Source organism: Streptomyces pallidus (ex Mingjun et al. 2026) (genome assembly GCF_051550185.1).
Taxonomy (GTDB): Bacteria; Actinomycetota; Actinomycetes; order Streptomycetales; family Streptomycetaceae; genus Streptomyces.
The window spans coordinates 5,812,261-5,826,778 of sequence record NZ_CP196181.1 but is presented as its reverse complement, the minus strand read 5'-3'; the positions used below and the strand labels follow the sequence as shown (position 1 = coordinate 5,826,778).

The 14,518-nt window shown below is 74.6% G+C and carries 12 protein-coding genes; 6 read left to right on the top strand and 6 right to left on the bottom strand.

From position 1 onward, the window contains the following. The first annotated feature begins 103 nt into the window (after window positions 1-103). The 3 genes from ACSHWO_RS25810 to ACSHWO_RS25800 are packed head-to-tail and all read left to right on the top strand — an operon-like array spanning window position 104 to window position 4,298. Entirely contained in the window at window positions 104-2,248 is a 2,145-nt protein-coding gene (locus ACSHWO_RS25810; RefSeq protein WP_438315356.1) for a putative cobaltochelatase, read from the top strand. Further along, window positions 2,248-2,847: a cob(I)yrinic acid a,c-diamide adenosyltransferase gene (gene cobO, locus ACSHWO_RS25805; RefSeq protein ID WP_361087691.1), complete on the top strand. Its 600-nt coding sequence runs from the start codon at window positions 2,248-2,250 to the stop codon at window positions 2,845-2,847. The genes ACSHWO_RS25810 and cobO overlap by 1 nt, the downstream gene beginning before the upstream one ends. An 8-nt stretch (window positions 2,848-2,855) precedes the next feature. Continuing rightward, on the top strand, window positions 2,856-4,298 hold the full coding sequence (locus ACSHWO_RS25800) for a cobyrinate a,c-diamide synthase (protein ID WP_438319273.1): 1,443 nt from the start codon (window positions 2,856-2,858) through the stop codon (window positions 4,296-4,298). A 2-nt stretch (window positions 4,299-4,300) separates the two neighbouring features. Here the strand turns inward: ACSHWO_RS25800 and ACSHWO_RS25795 are convergent, their stop codons facing one another. Further along, window positions 4,301-5,023 carry a ZIP family metal transporter gene (locus ACSHWO_RS25795; protein ID WP_438315353.1) on the bottom strand — a complete coding sequence of 241 codons (723 nt, stop codon included), beginning with the start codon at window positions 5,021-5,023 and terminating at the stop codon, window positions 4,301-4,303. Window positions 5,024-5,109: 86 nt separating this feature from the next. Here ACSHWO_RS25795 and cobC point away from each other — a divergent pair, with 86 nt between their 5' ends. Together cobC and ACSHWO_RS25785 are read left to right on the top strand one after the other, a co-directional pair. Next, on the top strand, window positions 5,110-6,540 hold the full coding sequence (cobC, locus tag ACSHWO_RS25790) for an Rv2231c family pyridoxal phosphate-dependent protein CobC (protein WP_438315350.1): 1,431 nt from the start codon (window positions 5,110-5,112) through the stop codon (window positions 6,538-6,540). Window positions 6,541-6,710: 170 nt separating this feature from the next. Then, complete coding sequence (locus tag ACSHWO_RS25785) at window positions 6,711-7,970, top strand: CapA family protein (protein ID WP_385806852.1); 1,260 nt, start codon at window positions 6,711-6,713, stop codon at window positions 7,968-7,970. 110 nt (window positions 7,971-8,080) lie between these two features. Here ACSHWO_RS25785 and ACSHWO_RS25780 read toward each other — a convergent pair whose 3' ends face one another. Further along, entirely contained in the window at window positions 8,081-9,034 is a 954-nt protein-coding gene (locus tag ACSHWO_RS25780) for an SCO1860 family LAETG-anchored protein (RefSeq protein WP_438315346.1), read from the bottom strand. A 337-nt stretch (window positions 9,035-9,371) separates the two neighbouring features. After that, window positions 9,372-10,460, bottom strand: coding sequence for an amidohydrolase family protein (locus ACSHWO_RS25775; protein WP_385806842.1), 1,089 nt, complete (start codon window positions 10,458-10,460; stop codon window positions 9,372-9,374). A 65-nt stretch (window positions 10,461-10,525) separates the two neighbouring features. Here ACSHWO_RS25775 and ACSHWO_RS25770 point away from each other — a divergent pair, with 65 nt between their 5' ends. After that, window positions 10,526-11,608, top strand: a complete 1,083-nt coding sequence (locus tag ACSHWO_RS25770) for a pyridoxal-phosphate-dependent aminotransferase family protein (RefSeq protein ID WP_438319272.1) — start codon at window positions 10,526-10,528, stop codon at window positions 11,606-11,608. Window positions 11,609-11,678: 70 nt separating this feature from the next. Here ACSHWO_RS25770 and ACSHWO_RS25765 read toward each other — a convergent pair whose 3' ends face one another. The 3 genes from ACSHWO_RS25765 to ACSHWO_RS25755 form a co-directional block, all read right to left on the bottom strand. Beyond that, complete coding sequence (locus ACSHWO_RS25765) at window positions 11,679-12,386, bottom strand: DsbA family oxidoreductase (RefSeq protein ID WP_385806833.1); 708 nt, start codon at window positions 12,384-12,386, stop codon at window positions 11,679-11,681. Window positions 12,387-12,474: 88 nt separating this feature from the next. Beyond that, complete coding sequence (locus ACSHWO_RS25760; protein WP_438315341.1) at window positions 12,475-12,984, bottom strand: N-acetyltransferase family protein; 510 nt, start codon at window positions 12,982-12,984, stop codon at window positions 12,475-12,477. Window positions 12,985-13,047: 63 nt separating this feature from the next. Beyond that, on the bottom strand, window positions 13,048-14,496 hold the full coding sequence (locus ACSHWO_RS25755; RefSeq protein WP_361087715.1) for a peptidoglycan D,D-transpeptidase FtsI family protein: 1,449 nt from the start codon (window positions 14,494-14,496) through the stop codon (window positions 13,048-13,050). Window positions 14,497-14,518 lie beyond the last annotated feature (22 nt).

Below are 14,518 nucleotides of genomic sequence, written 5' to 3'. Positions count from 1 at the left end.
CGGGTCAGCCCTGTCGAGGCAGGGAGCACGCAGCCAGTCCGGTTCCCCCCGGACACCTGAGCGTGCGCATCGACGACAAGCCACTCGAAGGAGTGATCGGTTCATGAGCAGCGCCCTCTTCCCCTTCTCGGCCGTGGTCGGCCAGGACGACCTCCGGCTGGCGCTGCTGCTCAACGCCGTCAGCCCGGCGGTCGGCGGGGTGCTGGTGCGCGGCGAGAAGGGTACGGCCAAATCGACGGCGGTGCGCGCGCTTTCCGCCGTACTGCCGGAGGTCGACGTCGTGCCCGGCTGCCGCTTCAGCTGCGCGCCCGCCGTCCCGGACCCGGCCTGCCCTGACGGCCCCCACGAGCCGGGCCCCGGTACGGCACGGCCCGCCCGGATGGTGGAGCTGCCGGTCGGCGCCTCCGAGGACCGCCTGGTCGGCGCGCTCGACATCGAACGGGCTCTCGCCGACGGGGTGAAGGCCTTCGAGCCGGGCCTGCTCGCGGCCGCGCACCGCGGCATCCTCTACGTCGACGAGGTCAATCTGCTCCATGATCACTTGGTGGACTCGTTGCTGGACGCCGCCGCCATGGGCAGTTGCCACATCGAGCGCGAAGGCGTGTCGGTCCGGCACGCCGCGCGGTTCCTGCTCGTCGGCACGATGAACCCGGAAGAGGGCGAGCTGCGCCCGCAGTTGCTCGACCGGTTCGGGCTGACCGTGGAGGTGGCCGCCTCCCGGGAGCCGGAGCAGCGCGTCGAGGTGGTCCGGCGCAGGCTCGCCTACGAGGACGACCCCGCCGCCTTCGCCGCCCGCTGGGCCGGTGACGAGGCCGAGGTCCGGGCCGGTGTGGTGGCCGCACGGGCCCTGCTGCCGAAGGTCCGGCTGGGCGACAGCGCGTTGCTGATGATCGCGGCGGTCTGCGCCGGCTTCGAGGTGGACGGCATGCGCGCCGACATCGTCATGGCCCGCACGGCGGCCGCACTGGCCGCCTGGGCCGGGCGTACGGCGGTGCTGAAGGAGGACGTCCGGCAGGCCGCACTGCTGGCCCTCCCCCACCGCCGGCGCCGGAACCCCTTCGACGCGCCGGGGTTGGACGAGGCCAGGCTCGACGAGATCCTGGACGGCTTCGCCGACGACGAGCCCGAGCCGGAGCCGGACCCCGAGCCGGACCCGGATCCGGGTCCGGAGGGTCCGGAGGGTCCCGACGACAACGGTGGCGGCCCCGACGGCGGCGGGGTTCCCCCGCAGGGCGGGCCCGATGCGCCGGAGGAGGCCCACGAGCCCGCCGACGCCGACGCCGACCCGGGGACCGACACCGACTCCCCCGCCCCCGCCCCGCAGCCCCCCGCCCCGCAGCCCGCCGCCGGGCAGGGCGGGGACGCGCCCGAGCAGGCTGCCGTACGGGCCGCAGAGCCGTTCCGGACGAAGATGTTCAGCGTGCCGGGCCTCGGCGAGGGCGCGTCCGGCCGCCGTTCACGCGCCCGCACCGCGCACGGCCGTACCACCGGCGCCCAGCGCCCGCGCGGCCAGCTGACGAAGCTGCACCTGGCCGCGACCCTGCACGCCGCCGCCCCGCACCAGAAGGCCCGCGGACGCAGCGGCCGCGGGCTCGTGGTCCGCAAGGACGACCTGCGCCAGGCCACCCGGGAGGGCCGCGAGGGCAACCTCGTGCTCTTCGTCGTCGACGCCTCCGGCTCGATGGCCGCCCGGCAGCGCATGGGCGCGGTCAAGGGCGCCGTGCTGTCGCTGCTGCTGGACGCCTACCAGCGCCGCGACAAGGTCGGCCTGATCACCTTCCGCGGTTCCGGCGCCGACCTGGCGCTGCCGCCCACCTCCTCGGTGGACGCGGCCGCCGTCCGGCTGGAGCGGCTGCCGACCGGCGGCCGCACCCCGCTCGCCGCGGGCCTGCTGAAGGCGCGCGAGGTGCTGCGGATCGAGCGGCTGCGGGACCCGAGCCGCCGCCCGCTGCTGGTGGTCGTCACCGACGGGCGGGCCACTTCGGCCGGTGCCCTGGCCGGCGACGCCCGTGGGCTGGCGGCGCGCAGTGCCCGGCTGCTGGCGGCCGACGGGGTCGCCTCGGTGGTGGTGGACTGCGAGTCCGGCCCGGTCCGGCTCGGCCTGGCCGGGGCGCTGGCCGCGGAGCTCGGCGGTCCGGCCGTGACGCTGGAGGGGCTGCGGGCCGACGCGCTGGCCGGGCTCGTGAAGAACGTACGCACGTCGGCGATGTCGCCGTCGTCATCGCACACCAACAGGAGGGCCGCGTAATGCCGCAGGGACAGCCGACCGTCATCCCCGACGACGGACTCACCACCCGTCAGCGCCGCAACCGCCCGCTCGTCCTCGTCCACACCGGGCCGGGCAAGGGCAAGTCGACGGCTGCGTTCGGGCTGGCGCTGCGCGCCTGGAACCAGGGCTGGCCGATCGGGGTGTTCCAGTTCGTCAAGTCGGCGAAGTGGAAGGTGGGCGAGGAGAACGCGCTGAAGGTCCTCGGCGCCTCCGGCGAGGGCGGCGCCGTCGTCTGGCACAAGATGGGCGAGGGCTGGTCCTGGGTGCAGCGGGACGCGCAGCTCGACAACGAGCAGGCGGCCAAGGAGGGCTGGGAGCAGGTCAAGCGGGACCTGGCCGCCGAGACGCACCGGCTGTACGTGCTGGACGAGTTCGCGTACCCGATGAAGTGGGGCTGGATCGACGTCGACGAGGTCATCGAGGTGCTCCGCAACCGGCCGGGCACCCAGCACGTGGTGATCACGGGCCGGGACGCACCGGAGAAGCTGATGGAGTTCGCCGACCTCGTCACGGAGATGACGAAGGTCAAGCACCCGATGGACGCGGGCCAGAAGGGCCAGAAGGGCATCGAGTGGTGACCACGCACGTGTCGGGCGTGCCGCGCCTGGTGATCGCCGCGCCCTCGTCGGGCAGCGGCAAGACCACCGTCGCGACGGGCCTGATGGCGGCCTTCGCGGGGCGCGGCCTGGCCGTGTCCCCGCACAAGGCCGGCCCTGACTACATCGACCCCGGCTACCACGCCCTGGCCACGGGGCGGCCGGGGCGCAACCTCGACGCGTTCATGTGCGGGCCGGAGCTGGTCGCGCCGCTGTTCGCGCACGGGGCCGCGGACTGCGACCTGGCGGTCGTCGAGGGCGTCATGGGGCTCTACGACGGGGCCGCGGGCCGCGGTGAGCTGGCGTCGACGGCGCAGGTCGCGAAGCTGCTGCGGGCGCCGGTCGTGCTCGTGGTCGACGCGTCCTCGCAGTCGCGGTCGGTGGCGGCGCTGGTGCACGGCTTCGCCTCGTTCGACCCGCAGGTGCGGCTCGGCGGGGTGATCCTGAACAAGGTCGGGTCCGACCGGCACGAGGCGATGCTGCGGGAGGCGCTGGAGGAGGCGGGCACCCCGGTGCTGGGCGTCCTGCGGCGGGCCCCGCAGGTGTCGGCGCCGTCGCGGCACCTGGGGCTGGTGCCGGTGGCCGAGCGCCGGGCTGACGCGGTGGCCTCGGTGGCGGCGCTGGCGGAGCAGGTCCGGGCCGGCTGCGATCTTGAGGCGTTGCTGGCGCTGGCCCGGTCGGCGCCGCCGCTGGCCTGCACCGTCTGGTCCCCCGAGCAGGCGCTGGCCGGGGCCCGGGGGCGTACGGCGGTCGACCCGACTGCCGCGGCCGACGGGTCCGCCGCGGCCGCCGGCCCGACTCCCGGCCCCGGCGCGGTCCCGGGACGGCGGCCCGTGGTCGCCGTCGCCGGCGGGGCGGCGTTCACGTTCTCGTACGCCGAGCACGCCGAGCTGCTCACCGCGGCCGGCGCCGAGGTCGTCACCTTCGACCCGCTGCGCGACGAGCAGCTGCCGGAGCACACCGCCGGCCTGGTGGTCGGCGGCGGTTTCCCGGAGGTGTACGCCCCCGAGCTCTCGGCCAACGAGCCGCTGCGCAGGGCGGTTGCGGACTTCGCCGCCGCCGGCGGGCCGGTCGCCGCCGAATGCGCCGGGCTGCTGTACCTGGCGCGGAGCCTCGACGGCAAGCCCATGTGCGGGGTGCTGGACGCCGAGGCCCGGATGTCGCAGCGCCTGACCCTCGGCTACCGGGAGGCCGTGGCCGTGTCGGACAGCTCCCTCGCCGCGGCCGGAACCCGGCTGCGCGGCCACGAGTTCCACCGCACGGTGATCGAGCCGGGCGCCGGCGAGACCCCCGCCTGGGGGTTCACGCACCCGGAGCGGCGCGTCGAGGGGTTCGTCCGGCAGGGCGTCCACGCCAGCTACCTCCACACCCACTGGGCGGCGGAGCCCTCCGTCGCCCGCCGCTTCGTCGCGTCGGCGGCGGCCCGGCCGTGAGCTCATTCCGCCAGGCCCACCACGAGCCAGATCCCGGCCACCCCGCCCACGGTGCACAGCAGCGTGGAAAGGGCCGGATGCTCGTGGTGTGCCTCGGGCAGGATCTCGGCGGCCGCGAGGTAGAGCAGGGCCCCGCCGAAGAACCCGAGGTACGCCCCGAGCGGTTCCTCCGGAAGGGTGAACAGCGCAGTGGACGCCGCACCCACCACCGGGGCCGCGGCGTCCGCCAGCAGCATCAGCTGCGCGCGCCGGCGCGCGTTCCCGTACACGCGGGTGAGGGTGTACGTGTTGAAGCCGTCGGCGAAGTCGTGGGTGACCACGGCCAGCGCCACGGCCGCACCCATCCCGCCGCCGACCTGGAAGGCCGCGCCCAGTGCCACCCCGTCGGCGAGGCTGTGCACGACCATCGCCGCGGCCGCCGTCAGTCCGACCTGCGGGATGCGGCCGGTCTCGGCGCCGTGCGCCGCGTGGCGCACGGCGAGCAGGCGCTCCCCGACGTGCGCGGTGAGGAAGCCGGCCACGAAGAGCAGCAGGGCGAGCGGGACCCCGAACACCGGGCGGTCGGCGGCCTCCAGCGATTCGGGCAGCAGGTCGAGGCCGACCACGCCCAGCATCAGCCCGCCGGCCAGGCCCAGGACGAGGTGGCGGCGGTCGGTGACGCGCTGCGCCGTCCACCCGCCAGCGAGGGTCATCAGGAACGCGCCCAGCGCCACGATCACGGCCATGTGCCCCTGAATACCGACTGCGGGCCGCACGTGCACGTCCGCGCGCGGTCCGCGGGCGACGCACCATTGACGACTACGGAGGGGACTTGAGCCCGGTGGGTGACTACGCGACGCAGCTGGTGGTCGGGGTCGGCGGACGGGCCGGGGTGTCCGTGGCCGAGGTCTGCGCCCTGGTCGAGGAGACGCTGCGCGGGGCCGGTCTGTCCTCGGGTGCGGTGAAGGCGCTGGCCACGGTGGAGACGAAGGCGTGCGAGGCGGGGATCGCCGGCGCGGCGGAACGTTTCGGCGTGCCGCTGCTCAGCTACCCGGCGGAGCAGCTGGCCGGGGTCGCCGTACCGCACCCTTCCGACGTGGTGCGGGACGCCGCCGGGACCTCCTCGGTGGCGGAGGCGGCCGCGCTCGCGACGGGCGGCGAACTCCTCGTCCCGAAGCGGCGGTCGGTGGCCGCGACGTGCGCGGTGGCGACGGCGCAGGCGCACGACCTGCGGCACCACGGGGACGCTGAGGTGCGGGGCGACGGCGCGTCGTTGGTGGACCTCGCGGTGAACGTACGGGCGCACATGCCCCCGGCCTGGCTCAAGCAGCGCATCGCGGCGTCGCTCGACGCCCTCTCCGCGTACCCCGACGGCCGCACCGCCCGCGCGGCGGTGGCGGAGCGGCACGGGCTGCCGGTCGAGCGGGTGCTGTTGACGGCCGGGGCCGCGGAGGCGTTCGTGCTGATCGCGCGGGCCCTCGACGCGCAGTGGCCGGTGGTGGTCCACCCGCAGTTCACGGAGCCGGAGGCGGCGCTGCGGGATGCGGGGCACCAGGTGGAGCGGGTCGTGCTGCGGGCGGCGGACGGGTTCCGGTTGGATCCGGCGGCGGTGCCGGAGGAGGCGGACCTGGTGGTGGTCGGCAATCCGACCAACCCGACGTCGGTCCTGCACCCGGCGGCGACGCTGGCCGCGCTGGCCCGGCCGGGCCGGATCCTGGTCGTGGACGAGGCGTTCATGGACGCCGTTCCGGGCGAGCGGGAGGCAGTGGCCGGGCGGACCGACACCCCGGGCCTGGTGGTGCTGCGGAGCCTGACGAAGACGTGGGGGCTGGCGGGGCTGCGGATCGGCTACGTGCTGGCCGAACCGGAGGTGATCGCGAAGCTGGCGGCGGCGCAGCCGCTGTGGCCGGTGTCGACGCCGGCCCTGGTGGCGGCCGAGGCGTGCATGACGCCGCGGGCGCTGGCGGAGGCGGAGGCCGCGGCCCGGCAGATCGAGGCGGACCGGGACCACCTGCTGGCCGGGCTCGCCGAGTTCGAGGAGGTCTCGGTGTCGGGGGTGGCGCAGGGCCCGTTCGTGCTGATCCGGGTCCCGGGGGCGGCGGAGGTCCGGGCCCGGCTGCGGAACCTCGGCTTCGCGGTGCGCCGCGGGGACACCTTCCCGGGCCTGGACGACTCCTGGCTGCGGCTGGCGGTGCGGGACCGCGCGACGACGGGTCGTCTCCTCCAGGCCCTGGACCGCGCCCTCGCCCTGACGGCCCGCTGAGCCGGCCCGTCCCGCGGGCCGGCGGCACCGGCCCGCGGCCCTGACCTCCGGCCCGGGGCGCGGCTCTGACCTGCGGCGGAGCGGAATCCGTCGCGGGGGACCCGATTGGCGGTACGGGCCCGTGTGGGTGATGATCGGCGCATCGGCACGGAGACACGGGGGGATCCGCGATGAAGGCAGCCGCCAAGGCGGGCGTGGCAGTGGCAGGACTGGCAGTGGTGGGCGGCGCGGTGTTCGCCGCCTCCACCCTGCTGGACGGGGGCGGGGAGGACCGCGGTACGGCCGGGGAGCAGCGGCTCGCCGGGGGCAGGACCGGCCAGGGCAGCGGGAAGGGGAAGGGCGGGGACCAGGCGGGGCCCGCAGCTCCCGCCGACGCCCGCCCGTTCACGTTGCTCGGGACCGGCGACACCATCCCGTACCCGTCGATCATCCAGCAGGCGGCGGACGACGCGAAGGGCAGCGGCCAGAGCCACGACTTCGGGAAGATACTGGCCGGGGTCAAGCCCCTGGTGGCCGCCGCCGACCTGGCGATATGCCACCACGAGATACCGTACGGCCGGCCCGGCGGCCCCTACACCGGGTACCCGGCCTTCAAGGCCCCGCACCAGCTCGCCGACGCGTTGAAGGACGCCGGCTACGACAGCTGCTCCACGGGTTCGAACCACACCCTGGACGACGGCTACGACGGTGTCGTCCGCACCCTCGACCACCTCGACCGGGTCGGCATCAAGCACGTCGGCTCGGCCCGCAGCGCCGAGGAGGCCAAGGCTCCGGCGGTGCTCTCCGCGGGCGGCGCGAAGGTCGCCCAGCTGGACTACACGTACGGCACGAACGGCATCCCGCTCCCGTCCGGCAAGCCCTGGGCCGTCAACCTCCTCGACCAGAACCGGATCATCGCCGACGCGCGGGCGGCGCGGGCCGCCGGGGCGCACGTGGTCGTCCTCAGCGTCCACTGGGGCACCGAGTGGCAGACGGCTCCCGACCAGCAGCAGCGCGACCTGGCGCAGGCGTTGACCGCCTCGCGCGGCCCGGACGGGCTCCCGGACATCGATCTGATCCTCGGTACGCACAACCACGTGCCGCAGCCCTACGAGAAGATCAACGGTACCTGGGTGGTCTTCGGCATGGGCGACCAGATCGCCAGCTTCTACGAGCCCGAGAAGCTGCGCGGCAACATGTCGTCGATCCCCCGGTTCACCTTCGCCCCGTCGACCGCGCATCCGGGCCGCTGGGACGTGGTCAAGGCCGAGTACCTGACCCAGTTCTCGGACCGGGGCGGTCCGTTCCGCGTCGTGTGCACCTCCTGTGCCGCCGACGGCGGCGGGTCCGGGGCCAAGCGGTCCGAGTACGCCGCCGTCGACAAGCAGGTCAGCGAGGCCGTGCTGTCGCGCGGAGCCGACAAGCAGGGCCTCCAGCACGCGACGCGCTGAGCCGGCCCGCCCCCTCCAGCCGGGCCGGGTCCGCGTCGCCGCGGGCTGCGGGGCCGCGCCCCGCGTCACGGGGTACGACCGGCCCCGTCACGAGGTGCGGCCGCGCCCGGTCACGAGGTGCGGCCGCGCCGGGTCACGACGAGCGCGACCGCTCCGATGCCGAGCAGCACCAGTGCGCCTCCGGCGACGAACGGGGTGAGCGAACCGCCGCCGGTCTCGGCCAGGTTGGCGTCCGTGGTGATGCCGGACCCGGTGCCGGATGCGCCGGTCTGCGGCTTGATGTCGGGCCGGCCGCCCGTGTCGGTGGCGGGCCCGGTGCCGGGGCCCCCGGACGGGGGCGGCCCGGCCGGGGACTCGCAGCGCGCCTCGGCGAGGACGATCTCGCCCTCGACCTGCGCCACGTTCAGGTTCAGGGGGTTCACGGACACCTTGAGGCGGAGCGCGGCCGCGGCGGCGGTGGTGGAGGTGGTCTCCTTCGCCGAGAGGTCCAGGCTGACCAGGCCGACCCCCGGGACCTCCACCTTGGACGGGCCGCCCGCGGAGAGGGTGACCTTCTTGCCGAGCACGGTGGCCGCGCCCAGCACGTTGGCCTCGGCCTGCGGCTTCTTCCCGGCCTCGCACACGGCCTTGGAGGTGACCTCCTCGACCTCGATCAGGGAGAGCGCGGGCAGTCCGGGCACGTGCACCCGGGCGTGGGCCAGGTTGGCCTCGGCCACGGCACGCTGCTCGTCCGCGGTGGCCTTGGAGGTGGCCACGTCGGCGCGGAGCACACTGACCGGCTTTCCTCCTTCGGCGCCGTCCACGGCGACGGTGAGGGCGGTCTTCTCGGCGGTGGCCGGGGCGCTGACCTCGTTCAGCGTGGTCTTCAGCGGGACGTGGACGGCCTTGTTGAGCAGGCCCACGTCCAGTCCGGCGCGCAGCACGACGGCGCCGGCCCTGCCCTCGCCCCCGCCGCCCGTGCCGGGGCGGCCGCCCGTGGCGGCGGCGGGCGGGGCGGTGAGCAGGGCGAGCGCCCCTGCGGCGAGCAGGGCGGCCGCGGGCGTGCGGAAGGTGTTGCGGTTCACGGTGGGAAACCCCCAGGGAGATGGGAGCCGTCGCGCGCCAATGGGGGACATCGCGCACGGGACGGCCTACTACCCCCGGAATCTTTTACGCACGGAGAGTGAAGGGACAGCCACCTGAGGTGAGTTCATTCCAACGGGTGGTTTCCATGCACGTATTCGATTAATTGGGCACCACAAGGAACGGGAGTTCATTTCCGCCACAGGCACGTGCGCGTCGTGTCCGCCTCGGAGCCCCGGTCGGCCATTTCCAACGACCGCCGGGACGCCCAGGTCACGCGGCGTCAACGGGCGCCGTCAACCGGTTCGTCAACCGACCCCGCCAGCCGTGCTGTCGTGCTCAGGCGCGGACGGTGCCGTTCACGACCACCCGCAGCGGCTGCGCCAGCGCCCGTACGTCGGCCCGCGGGTCGGTGCCGTACACCACGAGGTCGGCGGACGCGCCCTCGGTGAGCCCCGGCCTGCCGAGCCACGCGCGCGCCGCCCAGGTCGTCGCGGACAGGGCGTCCAGCGGCGGGATCCCTGCCCGCACCAGCTCCGAGACCTCGTCCGCGACCAGGCCGTGCGGCAGGGAGCCGCCCGCGTCCGTGCCGACGTACACCGCGATGCCCGCGTCCCAGGCCGCGCGCACGGTGTCGTACCGGCGCTCGTGCAGCCGCCGCATGTGCGCCGACCAGCGCGGGAACTTGGCCTCGCCGCCCGCCGCCAGCTTCGGGAACGTGGCGATGTTCACCAGGGTCGGGACGATCGCCACCCCGCGCTCCGCGAACAGCGGGATGGTGTCCTCGGTGAGCCCGGTGGCGTGCTCGACGCAGTCGATGCCCGCCTCGACCAGGTCGCGCAGCGAGTCCTCCGCGAAGCAGTGCGCGGTGACCCGGGCACCCAGCCGGTGCGCCTCGGCGATGGCCGCCTCGACCTCGGCGCGCGGCCAGCAGGCCGTCAGGTCGCCGGCGTCGCGGTCGATCCAGTCGCCGACGAGCTTCACCCAGCCGTCGCCGCGCCGCGCCTCGCGGCCCACGTACGCGACGAGGTCGGCGGGCTCGATCTCGTGCGCGTAGTTGCGGATGTAGCGGCGGGTGCGGGCGATGTGCCGGCCCGCCCGGATGATCTTCGGCAGGTCTTCGCGGTCGTCGATCCAGCGGGTGTCCGAGGGGGAACCGGCGTCGCGGATGAGCAGGGTGCCGGCGTCGCGGTCGGTCAGGGCCTGCCGCTCGGCGGTCTCCGCGTCGACCGGACCGTGGGCGTCCAGCCCCACGTGGCAGTGCGCGTCGACCAGGCCCGGCAGGACCCAGCCGGACACCGTGGTCGTCCCGCGTGCGCCGGCCGGGCGCTCGTAGGAGATCCGGCCGCCGACCACCCAGAGCTCGTCGCGCACGTCGTCCGGGCCGACGAGCACCCGCCCCTTCACATGCAGCACGTCATCGGTCATGTCCCGCACTGTACGTGCGCGGTCGATAGGCTCGTCCGGCAACCCCGGACGAAATGAGCACCGCCGTGACCCACCCCCTGCTGGACCTTCCACCGCTCACCGCCGAGCACTTCGCGTCGATCGAGCGGAAGGTCGCGGACCTGCTGCGCACCCGTCAGGACGTGGTGATCACCCAGGGCGAGGCGCTGCTGCCGCTGGAGGGGTGCATCCGCTCCGGGGCCCGGCCCGGCTCGACCGCGCTGAACGTGGTCACCGGCCCGTACGGCAACACCTTCGGCAACTGGCTGCGCGACTGCGGGGCGACGGTGGTGGACCTGGCGGTGCCCTTCGACACGGCGGTGACCGCCGGGCAGGTCGCGGCCGCGCTGGAGCAGCACCCGCAGATCGACTTCGTGTCGCTGGTGCACGCGGAGGCGGCGACCGGCAACACCAACCCGGTCGCGGAGATCGGCGAGGCGGTACGGGCCCACGGGGCGCTGTTCATGCTGGACGCGGTCGCGTCGGTGGCCGCGGAGCCGCTGCTCGTGGACGCGTGGGGCGTCGACCTGTGCGTGATCGGCGCGCAGAAGGCGATGGGCGGCCCGGCCGGCGTCTCGGCGGTGTCGGTGTCGGAGCGGGCCTGGGAGCGCTTCGCGGGGAACCCGGCCGCACCGCGCCGTTCCTACCTGTCCCTGCTGGACTGGAAGGAGCGCTGGATCGACGGCGGCCGTACGGCGCTGCTGCACGCGCCGGCGCAGCTGGAGATGCTCGCGCTGGAGGCCTGCCTGGACCGGATCACGGCCGAGGGACTGACCGCCGTGGCGGGCCGTCATGCGGCGGCAGCGGCGGCCACCCGTGCGGGTGCGGCGGCGCTCGGCCTCGCCCCGTTCGTGGGGCGCGCCGCCGAGGCCGCGCCGGTGGCCACGACGCTGCGCGTGGCGGACGCCTCGGAGGTGACGGCCAAGGCGCTGGCCGCCGACCCGTCAGCCCCCGTCGCGGCCGGGGGCGGTGCGCTCGCCGGGGAGATGGTCCGGGTCAACCACTACGGCCCGGCCGCGTCCCGGGAAGCGGTGCACGCCGCCCTCGCGGCCCTCGCCGCGGCCCTGTCGACGGACCCGGCCGAAGCGCTGGCCGCGGCGGACGGGGCCTGGGCGGCGGCCACGAGCTGAGCGCTCCCCCACCCCTGTGCCCGCAGCCCCGCCCGCGTCCGGCCAGGACGGGGGCGGGGCTGCGGGGTCGTTACGCCTGGGGAACGGCGCAGGCGCCGTCCGGGTCACAGGCGTCGGCCGTCGGGGCCGGCTCGACCGGCTCGCGGCCGGCCCAGGCCTGCTCCAGGGCGCGGGTGAACACCTCGGCCGGCTGCCCGCCGGAGATCCCGTAACGGCGGTCCAGGACGAAGAACGGCACCGCGTTGGCCCCGAGTTCCGCGGCCTCCCGCTCGTCGGCCCGCACCTGCGCGGCGTACGCGGAGTCGTCCGCGAGGACGGCACGGACCTCGGCCTCCGCCAGACCGGCCGCCACGCCGAGCGCGACCAGCACCTCGGGGTCGAAGACGGACCGCTCCTCGGCGAAGTTCGCGCGGAACGCCAGGTCGAGCAGCTCCTCCTGGCGGCCGTGGGCGGCGGCCAGGTGCAGCAGCCGGTGGATGTCGAACGTGTTGCCGTGGTCGCGGCCCTCGGTGCGGTACTCCAGCCCCTCCGCACGGGCGGTCTCCGCGACGTGCTCCTCCATGCCGCGCGCCTCGTCGAGGGTGCGGCCGTACTTCTTGGCGAGCATGTCCACGACGGGCGCGGTGACGCCCCTGGCGCTGTTCGGGTCGAGCTCGAAGGACCGGAAGACGACCTCCACCTCGTCGCGGTGCGCGAAGGCGGCCAGCCCCTTGGCGAACCGGGCCTTGCCGATGTAGCACCACGGGCAGGCGATGTCGCTCCAGATCTCGACGCGCATGTTCCTTCTTCTCTCGGTTCTCTCGGTTCGGGTGGACGCCCCGGCCGGGGCCGAGGCGGTTTCACGTTCAACCACCACCCGGAGCGTCTCATTCCCCGGACCGGGGTCCGATCCCGGACCGGGGTGCGACCTCCAGCCAGAGCGTCAGGTGCGAGCCGGAGCGGGGGAGGTCGGGATCCGGACGCCAGCCGTGGCGGGCGTAGAAGGCCTGGGCGCGGAGGTTGTGCTCGTACACCTCCAGCCGCACCCGGTCGGCGCCGGCGGCGCGCCAGGCGTCGAGGCATGCGGCGTGCAGGGCGGCGCCCGTGCCGCGCCGCCAGTGCGCGGGGTCGACGTGGAGCTGGGTCAGGGTGGTCCCGTCCGCGGCGGTGCGGAACGCGGCGACCCCGGTCAGCCGGCCGTCCTCCTCCGCGCACAGCACCCTCCCCTCGGCCGCGGTGCGGGCCACGGCACGGGTCCAGCCCTCGCGGGAGCGCACGAGTTCGGCCTCGTCCGCGTAGGCCTCCTGCGGGACGCGGCCCCGGTAGTAGGTGGCCCGGGCCCTGGCGTGGAGGGCGGCTATGGCATCGACGTCGGCGGGGTGCGCAGCTCTGATCATGGAGCAGAAACGCGCCGGGAACCGTGTCGGTTCCCGGCGCGCGGGGCGGTGCGCGGAGGCCGGCTACTTCTTCAGCCAGGCCTCCATCATCTTCTGCGCGATGGGGGCGGCCAGCCGGCCGCCGCCGATCTCGGAGCGGTCGGTGTCCGAGTTCTCGATCATCACGGCGACGGCGATCTGCTTGCCGTTCGCCTTCCCGTACGAGGTGAACCAGGCCAGCGGCGGCAGGCTGTTCTTCACGCCGCGCTGGGCCGTGCCCGTCTTGCCGCCGACCTCGGCGCCCGACACCTGCGCGGGCTTGCCACCGCCCTCGGCGACGACGGTCTTCATGGCGTCCCGCAGCATCCCGGCCGTCTTCGGGCTCATGACCTGCTGGACCTTCGGGTTCTTGAAGCTCTCCAGCACGGTGCCGCCCGAGTCGGTGACCTCGGACACCGAGTGCGGGGCGACGAGCTTGCCGTCGTTCTGGATCGCGGCCGTCACCATGGCCATCTGCAGCGGGGTGGCCTGCACGTCGAACTGGCCGATGCCGGTGAGCGCGACCTGGTCGACGGACATCTTCTTCGACGGGTACTTGCTCGGCACCCGGGTCGTGACCGGGGTCTCGACGTTGGTGTTGAAGCCGAGCTTCTCGGCCGTCGCGCGCATCTTGTCCTGGCCCAGCTTGGACGCCAGCTCGGCGAAGACGTTGTTGCAGGACAGCCGCAGGGCGGTGCGCGCGGAGACGTTGTTGCAGGCGGCGGAGCCGGCCTCGCTGGGCAGCTGGGTCCTCGTCCCCGGGATGGTGTACGGGTCGGGGGTGCCGGTCGGCGCGTCCAGGTTCGTGACCAGCCCGTTCTCGATGGCCGCCGCCAGGGTGACCAGCTTGAAGGTGGAGCCGGGCGCCTGCGGCTTGCGCAGCGCCACGTTCTCCATGGCCTTGCCGTTGTCGGCGGACAGCTCCTTCCAGGCCTCGGCGTCGTTGGCACCGGAGATGCGGCCCGGGTCGAAGGAGGGGTTGTTCACGAGGGCGAGGATCTCGCCGGTCGCGGGGTCGATCGCGACGGCGGAGCCCTGCTTTCCGTCCAGCGCGTCGTACGCGGCCTTCTGGACGCCCTTGTCGACGGTGGTCAGGACGTTGCCCGGCGAGGCCCGCCGGTTGGTGAGCATGTCCATCACGGTCTTCAGGCGGTCGTCCGAGCCGTTGAGGACCTTCTTGTAGACGCCCTCGATCATGCTCGTGCCGTAGGCCTGCGAGCTGTACCCGGTGAGCGGCGCGTACAGCGGGCCGTCGACGTAGGTCCGCTTGTACCCGAAGTCCTTGCCGCCCGTCTTGACCGAGCCGGTGATCGCCTCCCCGCCCACGATGATGTTGCCCAGCGGGTTCTCGTACTGCCCGATGAGGTTCCGCCGGTTGTTCTCGTTGTCTGCGAGGGCCTGGCCTTGGTAGGCCTGCACCCAGGTGACCCGGAGAAGCAGGGCCAGCACGAGGAGCAGGCAGAAGACCGACGCACGCCTGATCGTCTTGTTCATCTTCCGGAAGGACGTGCGAGTG

Excerpts from the sequence above, each read along its gene's own strand:
- ACSHWO_RS25810 (WP_438315356.1), top strand. The coding sequence starts at position 104 with ATGAGCAGCGCCCTCTTCCCCTTCTCGGCCGTGGTCGGCCAGGACGAC.
- cobO (WP_361087691.1), top strand. The coding sequence starts at position 2,248 with ATGCCGCAGGGACAGCCGACCGTCATCCCCGACGACGGACTCACCACC.
- ACSHWO_RS25795 (WP_438315353.1), bottom strand. The coding sequence starts at position 5,023 with ATGGCCGTGATCGTGGCGCTGGGCGCGTTCCTGATGACCCTCGCTGGC.
- ACSHWO_RS25785 (WP_385806852.1), top strand. The coding sequence starts at position 6,711 with ATGAAGGCAGCCGCCAAGGCGGGCGTGGCAGTGGCAGGACTGGCAGTG.
- ACSHWO_RS25775 (WP_385806842.1), bottom strand. The coding sequence starts at position 10,460 with ATGACCGATGACGTGCTGCATGTGAAGGGGCGGGTGCTCGTCGGCCCG.
- ACSHWO_RS25765 (WP_385806833.1), bottom strand. The coding sequence starts at position 12,386 with ATGCGCGTCGAGATCTGGAGCGACATCGCCTGCCCGTGGTGCTACATC.
- ACSHWO_RS25760 (WP_438315341.1), bottom strand. The coding sequence starts at position 12,984 with ATGATCAGAGCTGCGCACCCCGCCGACGTCGATGCCATAGCCGCCCTC.
- ACSHWO_RS25755 (WP_361087715.1), bottom strand. The coding sequence starts at position 14,496 with ATGAACAAGACGATCAGGCGTGCGTCGGTCTTCTGCCTGCTCCTCGTG.